The 14267-nt window shown below is 53.8% G+C and carries 28 protein-coding genes (1 of these 28 only partly in view); 27 read left to right on the plus strand and 1 reads right to left on the minus strand.

Translation table 11 applies throughout. The features are described 5' to 3' along the window. Positions 1-3: 3 nt before the first annotated feature. Positions 4-918, minus strand: coding sequence for a DMT family transporter (locus Aeroheme_RS01120; RefSeq protein WP_411166559.1), 915 nt, complete (start codon positions 916-918; stop codon positions 4-6). 355 nt (positions 919-1273) lie between these two features. On the opposite strand from Aeroheme_RS01120, the gene rpsJ reads away from it, so the two are divergent. From rpsJ to Aeroheme_RS01255, 27 genes are all read left to right on the plus strand, one after another. Next, a complete protein-coding gene (rpsJ, locus tag Aeroheme_RS01125; RefSeq protein WP_005307944.1) occupies positions 1274-1585 on the plus strand; it encodes a 30S ribosomal protein S10 in 312 nt (103 codons plus the stop codon). A gap of 22 nt (positions 1586-1607) precedes the next feature. After that, a complete protein-coding gene (gene rplC / locus Aeroheme_RS01130) occupies positions 1608-2240 on the plus strand; it encodes a 50S ribosomal protein L3 (protein ID WP_025325385.1) in 633 nt (210 codons plus the stop codon). 17 nt (positions 2241-2257) lie between these two features. Further along, the gene (rplD, locus tag Aeroheme_RS01135) at positions 2258-2863 is read left to right on the plus strand and encodes a 50S ribosomal protein L4 (RefSeq protein ID WP_025325386.1); all 606 of its coding nucleotides are present in this window, start codon (positions 2258-2260) and stop codon (positions 2861-2863) included. Continuing rightward, positions 2860-3162 carry a 50S ribosomal protein L23 gene (rplW, locus tag Aeroheme_RS01140; protein WP_005331199.1) on the plus strand — a complete coding sequence of 101 codons (303 nt, stop codon included), beginning with the start codon at positions 2860-2862 and terminating at the stop codon, positions 3160-3162. The genes rplD and rplW overlap by 4 nt, the downstream gene beginning before the upstream one ends. Before the next feature lie 15 nt (positions 3163-3177). After that, on the plus strand, positions 3178-3999 hold the full coding sequence (gene rplB, locus Aeroheme_RS01145) for a 50S ribosomal protein L2 (RefSeq protein WP_005331177.1): 822 nt from the start codon (positions 3178-3180) through the stop codon (positions 3997-3999). Positions 4000-4021: 22 nt separating this feature from the next. Then, on the plus strand, positions 4022-4300 hold the full coding sequence (rpsS, locus tag Aeroheme_RS01150; RefSeq protein WP_005307960.1) for a 30S ribosomal protein S19: 279 nt from the start codon (positions 4022-4024) through the stop codon (positions 4298-4300). 10 nt (positions 4301-4310) lie between these two features. Then, the gene (gene rplV / locus Aeroheme_RS01155) at positions 4311-4655 is read left to right on the plus strand and encodes a 50S ribosomal protein L22 (RefSeq protein ID WP_005319741.1); all 345 of its coding nucleotides are present in this window, start codon (positions 4311-4313) and stop codon (positions 4653-4655) included. A gap of 3 nt (positions 4656-4658) precedes the next feature. Continuing rightward, on the plus strand, positions 4659-5372 hold the full coding sequence (gene rpsC, locus Aeroheme_RS01160) for a 30S ribosomal protein S3 (protein ID WP_005331168.1): 714 nt from the start codon (positions 4659-4661) through the stop codon (positions 5370-5372). Between the two features lie 13 nt (positions 5373-5385). Beyond that, positions 5386-5799: a 50S ribosomal protein L16 gene (gene rplP, locus Aeroheme_RS01165; RefSeq protein WP_005307963.1), complete on the plus strand. Its 414-nt coding sequence runs from the start codon at positions 5386-5388 to the stop codon at positions 5797-5799. Beyond that, a complete protein-coding gene (gene rpmC / locus Aeroheme_RS01170) occupies positions 5799-5990 on the plus strand; it encodes a 50S ribosomal protein L29 (RefSeq protein ID WP_005319733.1) in 192 nt (63 codons plus the stop codon). The genes rplP and rpmC overlap by 1 nt, the downstream gene beginning before the upstream one ends. Beyond that, complete coding sequence (gene rpsQ / locus Aeroheme_RS01175) at positions 5990-6238, plus strand: 30S ribosomal protein S17 (RefSeq protein ID WP_005307966.1); 249 nt, start codon at positions 5990-5992, stop codon at positions 6236-6238. The genes rpmC and rpsQ overlap by 1 nt, the downstream gene beginning before the upstream one ends. Positions 6239-6386: 148 nt before the next feature. Then, on the plus strand, positions 6387-6755 hold the full coding sequence (gene rplN, locus Aeroheme_RS01180; protein WP_005307975.1) for a 50S ribosomal protein L14: 369 nt from the start codon (positions 6387-6389) through the stop codon (positions 6753-6755). A gap of 11 nt (positions 6756-6766) precedes the next feature. Next, positions 6767-7084 (plus strand): 50S ribosomal protein L24, encoded by a 318-nt coding sequence (gene rplX, locus Aeroheme_RS01185; RefSeq protein WP_025325387.1) that lies wholly within the window; start codon positions 6767-6769, stop codon positions 7082-7084. Between the two features lie 13 nt (positions 7085-7097). Further along, a complete protein-coding gene (gene rplE, locus Aeroheme_RS01190; RefSeq protein ID WP_005331162.1) occupies positions 7098-7637 on the plus strand; it encodes a 50S ribosomal protein L5 in 540 nt (179 codons plus the stop codon). A 10-nt stretch (positions 7638-7647) separates the two neighbouring features. Beyond that, positions 7648-7953 carry a 30S ribosomal protein S14 gene (rpsN, locus tag Aeroheme_RS01195; RefSeq protein WP_005331161.1) on the plus strand — a complete coding sequence of 102 codons (306 nt, stop codon included), beginning with the start codon at positions 7648-7650 and terminating at the stop codon, positions 7951-7953. A gap of 19 nt (positions 7954-7972) precedes the next feature. Next, positions 7973-8365: a 30S ribosomal protein S8 gene (rpsH, locus tag Aeroheme_RS01200; RefSeq protein WP_005307980.1), complete on the plus strand. Its 393-nt coding sequence runs from the start codon at positions 7973-7975 to the stop codon at positions 8363-8365. Between the two features lie 13 nt (positions 8366-8378). Then, positions 8379-8912, plus strand: coding sequence for a 50S ribosomal protein L6 (gene rplF, locus Aeroheme_RS01205; RefSeq protein ID WP_106885233.1), 534 nt, complete (start codon positions 8379-8381; stop codon positions 8910-8912). Between the two features lie 9 nt (positions 8913-8921). After that, entirely contained in the window at positions 8922-9275 is a 354-nt protein-coding gene (gene rplR / locus Aeroheme_RS01210; protein ID WP_033130012.1) for a 50S ribosomal protein L18, read from the plus strand. Between the two features lie 14 nt (positions 9276-9289). After that, complete coding sequence (gene rpsE, locus Aeroheme_RS01215; protein ID WP_005340605.1) at positions 9290-9790, plus strand: 30S ribosomal protein S5; 501 nt, start codon at positions 9290-9292, stop codon at positions 9788-9790. A gap of 6 nt (positions 9791-9796) precedes the next feature. Continuing rightward, positions 9797-9976, plus strand: a complete 180-nt coding sequence (gene rpmD / locus Aeroheme_RS01220; RefSeq protein ID WP_005307985.1) for a 50S ribosomal protein L30 — start codon at positions 9797-9799, stop codon at positions 9974-9976. Positions 9977-9978: 2 nt separating this feature from the next. Beyond that, a complete protein-coding gene (gene rplO, locus Aeroheme_RS01225; protein WP_025325390.1) occupies positions 9979-10416 on the plus strand; it encodes a 50S ribosomal protein L15 in 438 nt (145 codons plus the stop codon). 8 nt (positions 10417-10424) lie between these two features. Then, the gene (secY, locus tag Aeroheme_RS01230) at positions 10425-11753 is read left to right on the plus strand and encodes a preprotein translocase subunit SecY (RefSeq protein WP_005307989.1); all 1329 of its coding nucleotides are present in this window, start codon (positions 10425-10427) and stop codon (positions 11751-11753) included. A 27-nt stretch (positions 11754-11780) separates the two neighbouring features. Continuing rightward, positions 11781-11894, plus strand: a complete 114-nt coding sequence (gene rpmJ / locus Aeroheme_RS01235) for a 50S ribosomal protein L36 (protein ID WP_005319705.1) — start codon at positions 11781-11783, stop codon at positions 11892-11894. Positions 11895-12033: 139 nt separating this feature from the next. Continuing rightward, positions 12034-12390, plus strand: coding sequence for a 30S ribosomal protein S13 (gene rpsM / locus Aeroheme_RS01240; protein WP_005307991.1), 357 nt, complete (start codon positions 12034-12036; stop codon positions 12388-12390). A 14-nt stretch (positions 12391-12404) separates the two neighbouring features. Next, positions 12405-12794: a 30S ribosomal protein S11 gene (gene rpsK / locus Aeroheme_RS01245; RefSeq protein WP_005319702.1), complete on the plus strand. Its 390-nt coding sequence runs from the start codon at positions 12405-12407 to the stop codon at positions 12792-12794. A gap of 39 nt (positions 12795-12833) precedes the next feature. After that, positions 12834-13454, plus strand: coding sequence for a 30S ribosomal protein S4 (rpsD, locus tag Aeroheme_RS01250; protein ID WP_010672568.1), 621 nt, complete (start codon positions 12834-12836; stop codon positions 13452-13454). Positions 13455-13479: 25 nt separating this feature from the next. Further along, a protein-coding gene (locus Aeroheme_RS01255) for a DNA-directed RNA polymerase subunit alpha (protein ID WP_005307997.1) crosses the window boundary here: on the plus strand, positions 13480-14267 show its 5' portion. The gene runs 202 nt beyond the window's last position; the window shows 788 of its 990 coding nt (coding positions 1-788); it begins with the start codon at positions 13480-13482; the stop codon falls past the right edge of the window.

The following is a 14267-nucleotide window of genomic DNA, read 5'->3' on the forward strand; positions in this document are numbered from 1 at the left end:
TTGTCAGGCTTGTGGCTCGGCGCTCTTGCGGTAGCGCTTGCCGTATTTGAGTTGCTGGATCAGCAGGGCGGCGACGATCAGCGCCAGCCCTATGGGGGTGGCGGGATGAATGGCTTCGCCGATCAACAGGTTGAGCAGCACCAGCGAAGCAAACGGCGAGATGAAGATGAGGTTGCTGATGGGGGCCGTGTTGGTGGCGTGGCGCAGGGCCATCAGCCAGAGCACGAAGCCGAATCCCATCTCGAACAGTCCCACATAGATGGCACCGAGCCAGCCCTGCCAGGCGGTCATGGCAAAGTCGGCGAGCAGCCAGGTGGCCACCACGATGAAAGGCAGGCTGATGAGGAAGCCGAGCAGCAGGCTGACGATGGGATCCCCCTGATTGCGGGTATTGAGGATCCAGTAGCCGGCCCAGATGAGGGTAGAGACCAGGGCTAACGTCACCCCGAGCGGGCTGTCAAACTGCAGGCCGAACACATCCCCCCTGGTGGCGATCACCAGGGCGCCGAAGTAGCCAAGCACTATGGCCACGCCGTCACGGCGCCGGAGCTTCTGGCCGAGGAAGGGGACGGCCAGCAAGCTCAAGGTGATGGCCCAGGTGTAGTTAAGGGTCTGGGCCTGCTGGGCAGGCAGCAGGTCATAGGCCTTGAACAGCAGCAGGTAGTAAAGGAAGGGGTTCAGCACCCCCAGGGCCAGATAGTAGAAAGGGCGGGCCCTGAGATAGCTCAGCAGCAGGGGCAGCTTGCCCTGGATCGCCACGATGGACCCCAGGGTCAGAGTCGAGGTGATGGCGGCGACCAGCAGCAACTGCACCGGCTCGAAGTAGGTGAGGGATATCTTGAAGGCGGTGGCTACCGTCGACCAGAGGGCGACGGCGCAGAGTCCGTATTGATAGGCTTTCTTCTGATTCTTGAGCATCGGGGTCGTTCCGCTGACTGAGGCAATGGGGCAGTCTATCAGCCTGTTTGCAACATTGTCGTTACCGCTTTGTGGCTGGCAGGAGAGCGATCGCTGGCGAGATCCATCCGTCACACAAAATTGCGCACAATCTGTCCGCCTTCTCTTGCGCGAATTGAAAAAATCCGTATAATCCCCTCCGCTTGCCCATGAGGCATGCCAGACGATATGTCTGCTGCTGAGCTTCCCGTTTACGAGTCGCCAGCCATACAGTCCTCCCGATATGGGAGGAAACGTGAAAAATCACACCTCTGGCGGGAGTAATCTCGGTCGGGCGGTGTTGATTTATGTTCTTTTATCTATTGGAGCTCTGTCAATGCAGAACCAAAGAATCCGTATCCGCCTGAAGGCTTTTGATCATCGCCTGATCGATCAATCCACTGCGGAAATCGTTGAAACTGCAAAGCGCACCGGCGCGCAGGTTCGCGGTCCTATTCCGCTGCCGACTCGCAAAGAGCGCTTCACCGTCCTGATCTCCCCGCACGTCAACAAAGATGCGCGTGATCAGTACGAGATCCGCACTCACAAGCGTCTGGTAGACATCGTTGAGCCGACTGACAAGACCGTAGACGCCCTGATGCGTCTGGATCTGGCAGCTGGTGTAGACGTCCAGATCAGCCTGGGTTAATTACGGAAAGAGGTTGATAACAATGACAATCGGTCTTGTAGGTCGCAAAGTGGGTATGACTCGCATCTTCACTGAAGATGGCGTTTCTATCCCGGTGACTGTTATCGAAGTTGAAGCTAACCGTGTAACTCAGGTCAAATCTGTAGAAACCGACGGCTACAACGCTATTCAGGTTACCACTGGCGCCAAGAAAGCCAGCCGTGTGACCAAGCCGGAAGCTGGCCACTTCGCCAAAGCTGGTGTAGAAGCCGGTCGCGGTCTGTGGGAGTTCCGCCTGAACAACGGTGAAACTTTCACTGTTGGTAGCGAGCTGAAAGTAGATCTTCTCGCTGACGTTAAGATGGTTGACGTTACCGGCACATCCAAGGGTAAAGGTTTTGCGGGCACTGTAAAGCGCCACAACTTCCGCACCCAGGATATGACCCACGGTAACTCCCTGTCCCACCGTGTACCTGGCTCCATCGGTCAAAACCAGACCCCGGGCCGTGTATTCAAGGGCAAAAAGATGGCTGGTCACATGGGTGCTGAGCGTGTAACGACTCAGAACCTGGAACTGGTTCGTGTTGACGCTGAACGCAACCTGCTGCTCATCAAAGGCGCAGTACCGGGTGCAACCAACGGCAACGTGATCGTCAAACCTGCCGTCAAAGCGTAACGTCTGAGGAGATAGTAATGGAATTGGTAATGAAAGACGCCAAGAGCGCTCTTGAAGTTTCCGAGACTACCTTCGGGCGCGAATTCAACGAAGCTCTGGTTCACCAGGTCGTCGTTGCATATGCCGCTGGTGCCCGTCAGGGTACTCGTGCGCAGCTGACTCGCTCTGAAGTGTCTGGTGGCGGCAAAAAGCCGTGGCGTCAGAAGGGTACTGGTCGTGCCCGTGCTGGCTCCATCCGTTCGCCCATCTGGCGTTCCGGTGGTGTGACCTTTGCTGCTAAGCCGCAAGATCACAGCCAGAAAGTAAACAAGAAGATGTACCGCGGCGCTATCCGTAGCATCCTGTCCGAGCTGGTACGTCAAGAGCGCCTGATCGTTGTCGAGAAATTCGGCATCGAAGCGCCGAAGACCAAAGAACTGATCGCCAAGCTGAAAGAAATGGAACTGACTGACGTTCTGATCGTGACTGCTGAAGTCGATGAGAACCTGTTCCTGGCTGCTCGCAACCTGTACAAGGTCGACGTGCGTGATGTTGCCGGTATCGACCCGGTCAGCCTGATCGCTTTCGACAAGATTCTGATGACTGCTGACGCAGTTAAGCAAATCGAGGAGATGCTGGCATGATCCGCGAAGAACGTCTGTTGAAAGTTCTGAAGGCTCCGCACATCTCTGAAAAGAGCACCATGGTCGCAGAAAAGCAGAACACTATCGTGTTCAAAGTTGCTGTCGATGCCACCAAGGCGGAAGTCAAAGCTGCAGTTGCGAAACTGTTCGAGGTCGAAGTTGAGACCGTCCGTACCCTGAACATGAAGGGTAAGACCAAGCGCTCAGGTGCGCGTGTAGGCCGTCGTTCCGATTGGAAAAAGGCTTATGTGACCCTGAAAGCTGGTCAGGACATCGACTTCATGGGCGCAGCCGAGTAAGAGGAGTTCTCAAAAATGGCAATCGTTAAGTGCAAGCCTACTTCTCCGGGCCGCCGCCACGTCGTCAAGATCGTCAACCAAGAGCTGTACAAGGGCAAGCCCTTCGCCGCTCTGCTGGACAGCAAAAGCAAGTCCGGTGGTCGTAACAACAACGGCCGTATCACCACCCGTCATATCGGTGGTGGTCACAAGCAACACTACCGTATCGTCGACTTCAAACGCGACAAAGACGGCATTCCGGCCAAAGTAGAGCGTCTGGAATACGATCCTAACCGTACCGCAAACATCGCCCTGGTGCTGTATGCAGACGGTGAGCGTCGTTACATCCTGGCTCCGAAAGGCCTGAAAGCAGGTGATGCTATCGCTTCTGGTGCTGATGCTGCGATCAAGGTAGGTAACTCCCTGCCGATGCGTAACATCCCGGTTGGTTCTACCGTTCACGCCGTAGAAATGAAGCCTGGTAAAGGTGCCCAGCTGGCTCGTTCCGCTGGTACTTTCATCCAGATTCTGGCTCGTGAAGGTAACTATGTAACTCTGCGTCTGCGTTCCGGCGAAGTACGTAAAGTTCTGGCCGAGTGCCGCGCCACCATTGGTGAAGTGGGTAACTCCGAGCACATGCTGCGTCAACTGGGTAAAGCCGGTGCAAACCGCTGGCGTGGTATTCGTCCGACCGTTCGCGGTATGGCGATGAACCCGGTTGATCACCCGCACGGTGGTGGTGAGGGTCGTAACAAGGGCATGCAGCCTGTGTCCCCATGGGGCCAGAAGGCTAAGGGCTTCAAGACCCGTAAGAACAAGCGTACCGACAAGTACATCGTACGTCGTCGTAACAAGTAATTGTTAACATAGAGGAATCACCATGCCACGTTCTCTCAAGAAGGGTCCATTTATTGACCTGCACTTGCTGAAGAAGGTAGAGAAAGCGGTGGAAAGCGGGGATAAAAAGCCGGTTAAGACCTGGTCCCGTCGTTCAATGATCATCCCGAACATGATCGGTTTGACCATCGCTGTCCATAATGGTCGTCAGCACGTTCCGGTTTTCGTTACCGAAGAAATGATCGGTCACAAACTGGGTGAATTCGCACCGACTCGTACTTATCGCGGCCATGCTGCTGATAAGAAGGCTAAGAAGCGCTAAGGGATAAATGATGGAAGCTATCGCTAAACACCGTTATGCCCGTACTTCTGCCCAGAAAGCTCGTCTGGTAGCCGATCAAGTACGTGGTCTGTCCGTAGACAAGGCTCTGAACATCCTGACCTTCAGCCCGAAAAAGGCTGCGGTTCTGGTGAAGAAAGTGCTGGAATCTGCCATTGCAAACGCTGAGCACAACGAAGGCGCCGACATCGACGCCCTGCGTGTTGCCACCATCATGGTAGACGAAGGTCCCTCCATGAAGCGCATCCGCCCGCGTGCCAAAGGTCGCGCGGATCGTATCCTCAAGCGTACCGCTCACATCACTGTAGTGGTATCCGACGCTAAGGCTGGGAGATAAGCAATGGGTCAGAAAGTACATCCTAATGGCATTCGCCTGGGTATTACCAAGCCTTGGAATTCTACCTGGTTCGCGAACACCAAAGACTTCGCTGACAACCTGTACAGCGATTTCCAAGTACGCCAGTTCCTGACCAAGGAGCTGAAAAACGCTTCCTTGTCCAAGATCACCATCGAGCGTCCGGCCAAGAGCATCCGTGTGACCATTCACACCGCTCGTCCGGGTGTCGTGATCGGCAAGAAAGGCGAAGACGTTGAGAAACTGCGCAAAGCCGTAGCCGCTATTGCTGGCGTGCCTGCTCAGATCAACATTTCCGAAGTCCGCAAGCCGGAGCTGGATGGCAAACTCGTTGCCGACAGCATCACTTCTCAGCTGGAACGTCGCGTAATGTTCCGTCGCGCTATGAAGCGCGCCGTACAGAACGCCATGCGCCTGGGTGCCAAGGGCATCAAAGTAGAAGTGTCCGGTCGTCTGGGCGGCGCTGAAATCGCGCGTACCGAATGGTACCGTGAAGGTCGTGTGCCTTTGCACACCCTGCGTGCCGACATCGACTACGCAACTTCTGAAGCCCACACCACTTACGGTGTGATCGGCGTCAAAGTTTGGATCTTCAAGGGCGAAGTTCTGGGCGGTCTGGCTGCTGTTAACGCTGCCGCTGCTCAAGAGCAAGCTCCTGCAAAGCCCAAGCGTGACAACAAGCGCCGCGCTGCTAAGTAAGGAGATTCGGTAAATGTTGCAACCTAAGCGTACTAAATTCCGCAAGACCCATAAGGGTCGTAACCGCGGTCTGGCCAACTCTGGTAACGAAGTATCCTTCGGTACCTTTGGCCTGAAGGCGACATCTCGTGGTCAACTGACTGCTCGTCAAATCGAAGCAGCCCGTCGTGCCATGACCCGTCACGTAAAGCGTCAAGGTAAGATCTGGATCCGTGTGTTCCCGGACAAGCCCATCACCGAAAAGCCCCTCGAAGTTCGTATGGGTAAAGGTAAGGGCAACGTGGAATATTGGGTCTGCCCGATCCAGCCTGGCAAGGTTCTGTACGAGATGGATGGTGTACCTGAGGCTCTGGCGCGTGAAGCGTTTGCCCTGGCCGCAGCTAAGCTGTCCGTTCAGACCACTTTCGTAATTAAGACGGTGATGTGATGAAAGCCCAAGATCTGCGTCAAAAGAGCGTCGATGAACTGAACCAGGAGCTGCTGGGTCTGCTGCGTGAGCAATTCAACATGCGCATGCAAGCTTCCACCGGCCAGCTGGCTCAGACTCACACTCTGAAACAAGTGCGTCGTGACGTCGCACGTATCAAGACTGTACTGACTGAGAAGGCAGGTGCGTAATGACTGACAAGATCCGTACTCTGCAAGGTCGTGTAATTAGCGACAAGATGGACAAGTCCATCACCGTCGCTATCGAGCGCAAGGTAAAGCACCCGATCTACGGTAAGATCATCAAGCGCACTACCAAGCTGCACGTACATGACGAGAACAACGAGTGTAAAGCTGGCGATCTCGTGGAAATCCGCGAATGCCGCCCGCTGTCCAAGACCAAGTCCTGGACCCTGGTTGCTGTCGTAGAAAAGGCCTAATTCGGTACTTTTTAGCCCAAACGGCCCCCCATCGGGGCCGTTTGTTTTTTAGGCTACCTTTTCAAAAATACCTGTGTTATAGTTTCGCGCCTTTTGAAGGCAGCCAGATCCCATTAGGGATAAGAAGTAAACAAAGCGGAGCACTAAGATGATCCAGATGCAAAGTATGCTGGGTGTTGCCGACAACTCCGGCGCTCGCAGTGTAATGTGTATTAAGGTTCTGGGTGGTTCGCACCGCCGTTATGCCGGCATCGGCGACATCATCAAGGTTTCCATCAAGGAAGCTATTCCTCGCGGTAAAGTGAAGAAAGGTGATGTGTATAACGCGGTGGTCGTACGCACCCGTAAAGGCGTTCGTCGTCCGGACGGCTCTGTCATCCGTTTCGACAACAATGCGGCTGTGTTGCTTAACAACAACCAACAGCCAATCGGTACTCGTATTTTTGGCCCGGTGACCCGTGAACTCCGTAATGAGAAGTTCATGAAGATTGTGTCCCTGGCACCCGAAGTACTGTAAGGAGTCGAACGATGGCAGCGAAAATCCGTCGCGAAGACGAAGTAATTGTTCTTACCGGCAAAGACAAGGGCAAGCGTGGCAAAGTCACTCAAGTCCTGATTGCAAAAGGTAAGGTAATCGTGGAAGGCATCAACCAGGTGAAGAAACACCAGAAGCCGGTACCCGCATTGGGTCAGGCTGGCGGTATCGTCACCAAAGAAGCCCCCATCGATGTATCTAACATCGCGCTGTTCAACTCTGCCACTGGCAAGGCTGACCGCGTTGGTTTCCGGATTGAAGACGGCAAGAAAGTCCGTTTCTTCAAATCCACCGGCGAACTTGTGAAGTAATTGGAGTTTAACGATGGCGAAACTGCATGATTACTACAAATCCGATGTAGTAAATGAACTGTCCAAGCAGTTCGGTTACAAGACTATCATGCAAGTCCCTCGGATCGAGAAAATCACCCTGAACATGGGTGTTGGTGAAGCGATCTCTGACAAGAAGTTGCTGGAAAATGCTGCTGCCGATATGGCTGCCATTTCCGGTCAGAAACCGCTGATCACCAAAGCACGCAAATCTGTTGCGGGCTTCAAGATTCGTGAAGGCTACCCGATAGGTTGTAAAGTAACCCTGCGTGGCGAGCGTATGTGGGAGTTCCTGGAACGGCTGATTTGCATCTCCGTACCGCGTATCCGTGACTTCCGTGGTCTGAACGCTAAGGCGTTTGATGGCCGTGGTAACTACTCCATGGGCGTGCGTGAGCAAATCATCTTCCCGGAAATCGACTATGACAAGGTCGATCGCGTCCGTGGTCTGGATATCACCATCACCACTTCCGCGAATACCGACGAAGAAGGCCGTGCTCTGCTGGCTGCCTTTAACTTCCCATTCCGCAAGTAAGGTTAGGGTTATGGCTAAAACATCCATGAAAGCACGTGAAGCAAAGCGTGCGAAGCTGGCAGCCAAGTTCGCGACCAAGCGTACCGAGCTGAAAGCTATCATCGTTGATATGAACGCTTCTGAAGAAGCGCGTTGGGATGCTGTCTTGCAACTGCAACAGCTGCCCCGTGATTCCAGTCCGTCCCGCCAGCGTAACCGTTGCAACATCACTGGTCGTCCGCACGGTTTCCTGCGGAAGTTTGGCCTCTCTCGCATCAAGGTGCGTGAGCATGCCATGAAGGGCGAAATTCCGGGCCTCAAAAAGGCCTCTTGGTAAGAATCTCGGGAGTTAGACTATGAGCATGCAAGATCCGATCGCGGATATGCTGACCCGCATCCGTAACGGTCAGGCGGCGAGCAAAGTTGCGGTTTCCATGCCTTCTTCCAAGCTGAAAGTGGCTATTGCCAAAGTGCTGAAGGAAGAAGGTTACATCGCTGGCTACTCCGTAGCAGGTGATGTGAAGCCGGAACTGGAAATTGAACTGAAATATTTCCAGGGCAAGCCGGTTGTAGAACTGATCCAACGCGTGAGCCGTCCCGGCCTGCGTATTTACAAGCGCACTACTGATCTGCCGAAAGTCATGGGCGGTCTCGGTGTTGCTATCGTGTCCACGTCTAAAGGTGTGATGACCGACCGTGCTGCCCGCAAGGCAAGCATGGGTGGTGAGATCATCTGCTACGTCGCTTAATAGGAGGTCGGAAATGTCTCGCGTTGCTAAGGCACCCGTCACTATTCCTGCTGGCGTAGAGGTGACTCTGAACGGTCAGGAACTGTCCATCAAAGGTGGTAAAGGTTCTCTGGTTCGTTCCATCCACGCCGGTGTAGAAGTGACCAAAGAAGACAATGTACTGAAGTTCGCCCCGCGCGACGGCATCGCTGGTGCTGACGCTCAGGCCGGTACTGCACGTGCATTGGCTAACAACATGGTAATCGGTGTTACCCAAGGCTTCGAGCGCAAGCTGCAGCTGGTTGGTGTTGGCTACAAAGCCTCCATCAAGGGCAATGCTGTCGCGCTGGCTCTGGGCTTCTCTCACCCGGTTGAGCATGCGCTGCCGGCTGGTGTCACCGCTGAATGTCCGTCCGCCACAGAGATCATTCTGCGTGGTGTGGACAAGCAGCTGGTTGGCCAAGTCGCCGCCGATATCCGTTCTTACCGCGCTCCGGAGCCCTACAAGGGCAAGGGTGTACGCTATGCCAACGAGCAAGTGCGTACTAAAGAAGCTAAGAAGAAGTAAGGTAACACTATGGACAAGAAAGCAGCTCGTCTCCGTCGTGCTACTCGTGCTCGGAAAAAGATGCAGGAACTGGGAGCTACCCGTCTGGTTGTTCACCGTACCCCGCGTCATATCTATGCGCAGGTTATCGCAGCCAACGGTTCCGAAGTTCTGGCCTCTGCTTCTACAGTAGAGAAAGCCATCAGTGAAGCGCTCAAATCTACCGGTAATGCAGATGCAGCTACCGCAGTAGGTAAAGCAATCGCTGAGCGTGCTATTGCCAAAGGCGTTCAGAACGTATCTTTCGATCGTTCCGGTTTCAAGTATCACGGTCGTGTAGCCGCTCTGGCTACCGCTGCTCGTGACGCTGGTCTTCAGTTCTAAGCTAGGAGTCGAAGATGGCTAAAGTCGAATCTCAAGCCGGCGAACTGCAAGAAAAGCTGATTGCAGTAAACCGTGTTTCGAAAACTGTTAAAGGTGGTCGTATCATGTCCTTCACCGCGTTGACCGTGGTGGGTGATGGTAACGGCCGTGTAGGTTACGGTTACGGTAAGGCCCGTGAAGTTCCGGCTGCCATTCAAAAGGCAATGGAACAGGCTAAACGTAACCTGAACAAGGTTGAACTGAACAATGGCACTCTGCACCACCCGGTGCGCGGTGTTCACTCCGGTTCCACCGTGTTCATGAAGCCGGCCTCACAAGGTACTGGTATCATTGCAGGCGGCGCCATGCGTGCCGTACTGGAAGTTGCCGGTATCCATAACGTGCTGGCCAAGACCTACGGTTCCACCAACCCAATCAACGTTGTTCGCGCAACTGTAGACGCTCTGGTTCACGGTCAATCACCGGAACAGATCGCTGCCAAGCGTGGTCTGCGCGTTGAAGAAATTCTGGGGTAATGCGACATGGCTAACACTGTAAAAGTAACTCAAACTCGCAGCTCTATCGGCCGTCTGCCAAAGCACAAGGCGACTCTGCGTGGTCTGGGTCTGCGTCGCATTGGTCACACCGTCGAGCTGGAAGATACTCCCTGCGTACGCGGCATGATCAACCAGGTTTATTACATGGTTAAGGTGGAGGGCTAAGCATGCGTCTGAATACTCTGTCTCCGGCCGCTGGTTCCAAGCGTGTTAAGCACCGTCCGGGCCGTGGTATCGGTTCTGGTCTGGGCAAGACCGGTGGTCGTGGTGTGAAAGGTCAAACTTCTCGTTCCGGTGGCGGTAAAGTCCGCAACGGTTTCGAGGGTGGCCAGATGCCTTTGAAAATCCGTCTGCCGAAGTTCGGTTTCTTCTCTCGCAAATCTTTGGTTTCTGCCGAAGTGCGCCTGAACGAAATCGCCCTGGTAGAAGGTGATGTGGTCGATTTGAGCACTCTGAAGCAAGCCGGTGTTGTTACCAAGAACATCGTTTTCGCTAAAGTTGTTCTGTCTGGCAACATTGACCGTGCTGTGACCGTTCGTGGTCTGTCCGTCACCAAAGGTGCACGTGCAGCCATCGAGGCCGCTGGCGGTAAAATCGAGGAATAATCAGTACAATGGCTAAGAAACCAGGATTGGATGTTAAAGCACAAGGTGGTCTGAGTGAACTGAAGAGCCGTCTGCTCTTCGTTCTCGGGGCAATTATCGTGTTCCGCGCAGGCTCTTATGTGCCGATTCCTGGTATTGACGCCGCCGTACTGGCCGAGTTGTTCCAACAACAGAAGGGCACCATCATTGAGATGTTCAACATGTTCAGTGGTGGTGCACTCTCGCGTGCTTCTATTCTTGCGCTGGGGATCATGCCGTACATTTCGGCGTCGATCATTATCCAGCTGCTGACTGTGGTTCATCCTGCTCTTGCTGAACTCAAGAAAGAGGGTGAATCCGGCCGTCGCAAGATTAGCCAATATACCCGTTGGGGCACGCTGGTTTTGGGAACGTTCCAGGCCATTGGTATTGCAACCGGTCTGCCGAATATGATGCAGGGACTCGTGACTCATCCGGGTTTGGGCTTCTATTTCACGGCCGTTGTGAGTCTGGTCACCGGTACCATGTTCTTGATGTGGTTGGGTGAACAGATTACCGAGCGTGGGATTGGTAATGGTATCTCGTTGATTATTTTCACGGGTATCGTTGCTGGTCTGCCTCATGCCATTGGCGCTACGGCCGAACAGGCACGTCAAGGGGAATTGCACATCCTGCTGTTGTTGTTGCTGGGCTTGATTGTTTTCGCAGTGACTTACTTTGTGGTGTTCGTGGAGCGTGGTCAGCGTCGTATCGTCGTTAACTATGCCAAGCGTCAACAAGGCCGCCAAGTATTCGCCGCGCAAAGCACACACCTGCCGTTGAAAGTGAATATGGCCGGTGTGATTCCTGCGATTTTCGCATCCAGCATCATCCTCTTCCCAGGGACCATTACCTCTTGGTTTGGTCAGGGCGAGGGCAAGGTGGCTGATATCCTGCAACAGGTCTCTATGGTCCTGCAGCCGGGTCAACCCTTGTATGAGATGCTCTATGCAGCAGCCATTATCTTCTTCTGCTTCTTCTATACCGCGCTGGTGTTCAACCCCCGCGAGACAGCAGATAATTTGAAGAAGAGTGGAGCCTTTATCCCGGGGATCCGCCCGGGCGAGCAGACAGCACGTTACATCGATAAGGTTATGACTCGCCTGACATTGGCAGGTGCGCTCTATATAACCTTTATCTGTCTGGTACCCCAGTTCTTGATGACTGCCTGGAACGTACAGTTCTACTTCGGTGGCACTTCGCTGCTGATTATCGTGGTAGTTATCATGGACTTCATGGCTCAGGTACAAACCCATATGATGTCTCATCAATATGGTGACGTCCTGAGGAAGGCCAACCTGAAGGGCTACGGCCGCTAAAGGTCGGCGTAGTTACGGAGTTAAGCAATGAAAGTTCGTGCTTCCGTTAAGGCAATCTGCCGTAACTGCAAAATCATCAAGCGTCACGGTGTGGTGCGTGTGATTTGCAGCGAGCCAAAGCATAAACAGCGCCAAGGCTAATTTTTTACGGTTAGTACTTGCAACAAATAGTTGTGCTGGCTAATATAGCCAGCCAACTTTTGTTGTGTATTGGTTGACCGCCACGTATCCGCTCACGGGCTTTGTGGTGGTCGTTATCTACGCTAAGTAGGAGTGAACAGTGGCCCGTATCGCTGGCATTAACATTCCTGACCATAAGCATGCAGTCATTGCGTTGACTGCGATTTATGGCGTCGGTCGTACCCGCTCCAAGGCCATCTGTGCCGCAGCCGGTATTGCTGAGAATGTGAAAATTAAAGACTTGGACGAAGCTCAGATCGAAAGTCTGCGCGAGCAAGTAGGTAAATTCACCGTTGAAGGTGACTTGCGTCGTCAGATTTCCATGAACATCAAACGCTTGATGGATCTGGGTTGCTACCGTGGTTTGCGTCACCGTCGTAGCCTGCCTGTTCGTGGTCAACGTACCAAGACCAACGCTCGTACCCGTAAGGGTCCGCGCAAGGCTATCAAGAAGTAACGGGAAGGTAGAAAATGGCTAAAACTCCGACTCGTGCTCGCAAGCGCGTTAAAAAGCAAGTGAGCGACGGTATTGCGCACGTTCATGCATCTTTCAACAACACAATCGTGACCATTACTGACCGTCAGGGCAATGCTCTGTCATGGGCTACCTCCGGTGGTTCAGGTTTCCGTGGTTCCCGTAAGTCCACTCCGTTTGCTGCCCAGGTAGCTGCTGAGCGTGCTGGTGAGATCGCCAAAGAATACGGCGTGAAGAACCTGGAAGTCATGGTCAAAGGTCCGGGTCCCGGTCGTGAGTCTTCCATCCGCGCTCTGAACGCGGCTGGTTTCCGCATCACTAATATTACTGATGTGACTCCGATCCCGCACAACGGTTGTCGTCCTCCCAAGAAGCGCCGCGTATAACGCTGTAGCTACTTGGTCTAGGATTGTTGGAGAAAGAAGATGGCAAGATATATCGGTCCTAAGCTTAAGCTTAGCCGTCGTGAGGGCACCGACCTCTTCCTGAAGTCTGGTGTTCGTGCGATTGATTCTAAGTGCAAGATTGACACCGTTCCTGGTCAACACGGTGCGCGTAAAGCGCGTCTGTCTGACTATGGCGTGCAACTGCGCGAGAAACAAAAAGTACGTCGTATCTACGGCGTATTGGAAAAACAGTTCCGCAACTACTACCGCGACGCTGCCCGTCAAAAGGGTAACACCGGTGAAAACCTGTTGCAGCTGCTGGAAGGTCGTCTGGACAACGTCGTCTACCGCATGGGCTTCGGCGCCACTCGTGCTGAGTCTCGTCAGCTGGTGAGCCACAAAGCCATCATGGTAAACGGCCGCGTTGTGAATGTTCCTTCTTTCCAGGTATCCCCTGAGGACGTGATCTGCGTTCGCGAGAAGGCTAAGAAGCAAGCGCGTATCAAAGCTTCCCTGGAAGTTGCTGGTCAGCGCGAGAAGCCGACTTGGGTAGAGGTTGACGCTGCTAAGATGGAAGGTGCCTTCAAGCGCCTGCCAGAGCGTTCCGACCTGTCTGCCGACATTAACGAACAGCTGATCGTCGAGCTTTACTCCAAGTAAAGCTAGCTTCTAAAGAGAGGACACAATGCTGGGTTCTGTAACAGATTTTCTTAAACCGCGGCTAGTTGACATCGAGCAAGTTAGCCCGACTCACGCGAAAGTGACTCTCGAGCCGCTTGAGCGTGGCTTTGGCCACACGCTGGGTAATGCCCTGCGTCGTATTTTGCTGTCATCTATGCCCGGTTGTGCAGTTACTGAAGTCGAGATCGACGGAGTACTGCACGAGTACAGCAGCAAAGAAGGTGTACAGGAAGACATTCTTGAAATCCTGCTCAACCTGAAAGGTATCGCTGTGAAGCTGGAAGGCAAGGACGAGGTAACTCTGTCCCTGACCAAGTCTGGAACAGGCCCCGTTACCGCTGGTGATATCACTCACGGTGATGAAGTCGAGATCGTAAACCCGGAGCACGTAATCTGCCACCTGACAGGGGCCAATGCTGAGATCAGCATGCGTCTGAAAGTTCAGCGCGGTCGTGGTTATGTGCCTGCTTCTGCTCGTGTTCACAACGATGATGAAGAGCGTCCTATTGGTCGCCTGCTGCTGGACTCCGCGTTCAGCCCCATCGTTCGCATCGCCTACAATGTTGAGGCGGCACGTGTGGAACAGCGCACCGACTTGGACAAGCTGGTTATCGACATGGAGACCAATGGTACTCTGGATCCGGAAGAAGCCATTCGCCGTTCTGCCACTATTTTGGCCGAACAGCTGGAAGCCTTCGTGGATCTGCGCGATGTCAGTGTGCCCGAGAAGAAAGAAGAGAAACCCGAGTTTGATCCGATTCTGCTGCGTCCTGTCGATGATTTGGAGCTGAC

The organism is Aeromonas sp. DSM 116730 (assembly GCF_046581335.1).
Taxonomy (GTDB): Bacteria; Pseudomonadota; Gammaproteobacteria; order Enterobacterales; family Aeromonadaceae; genus Aeromonas; species Aeromonas rivipollensis.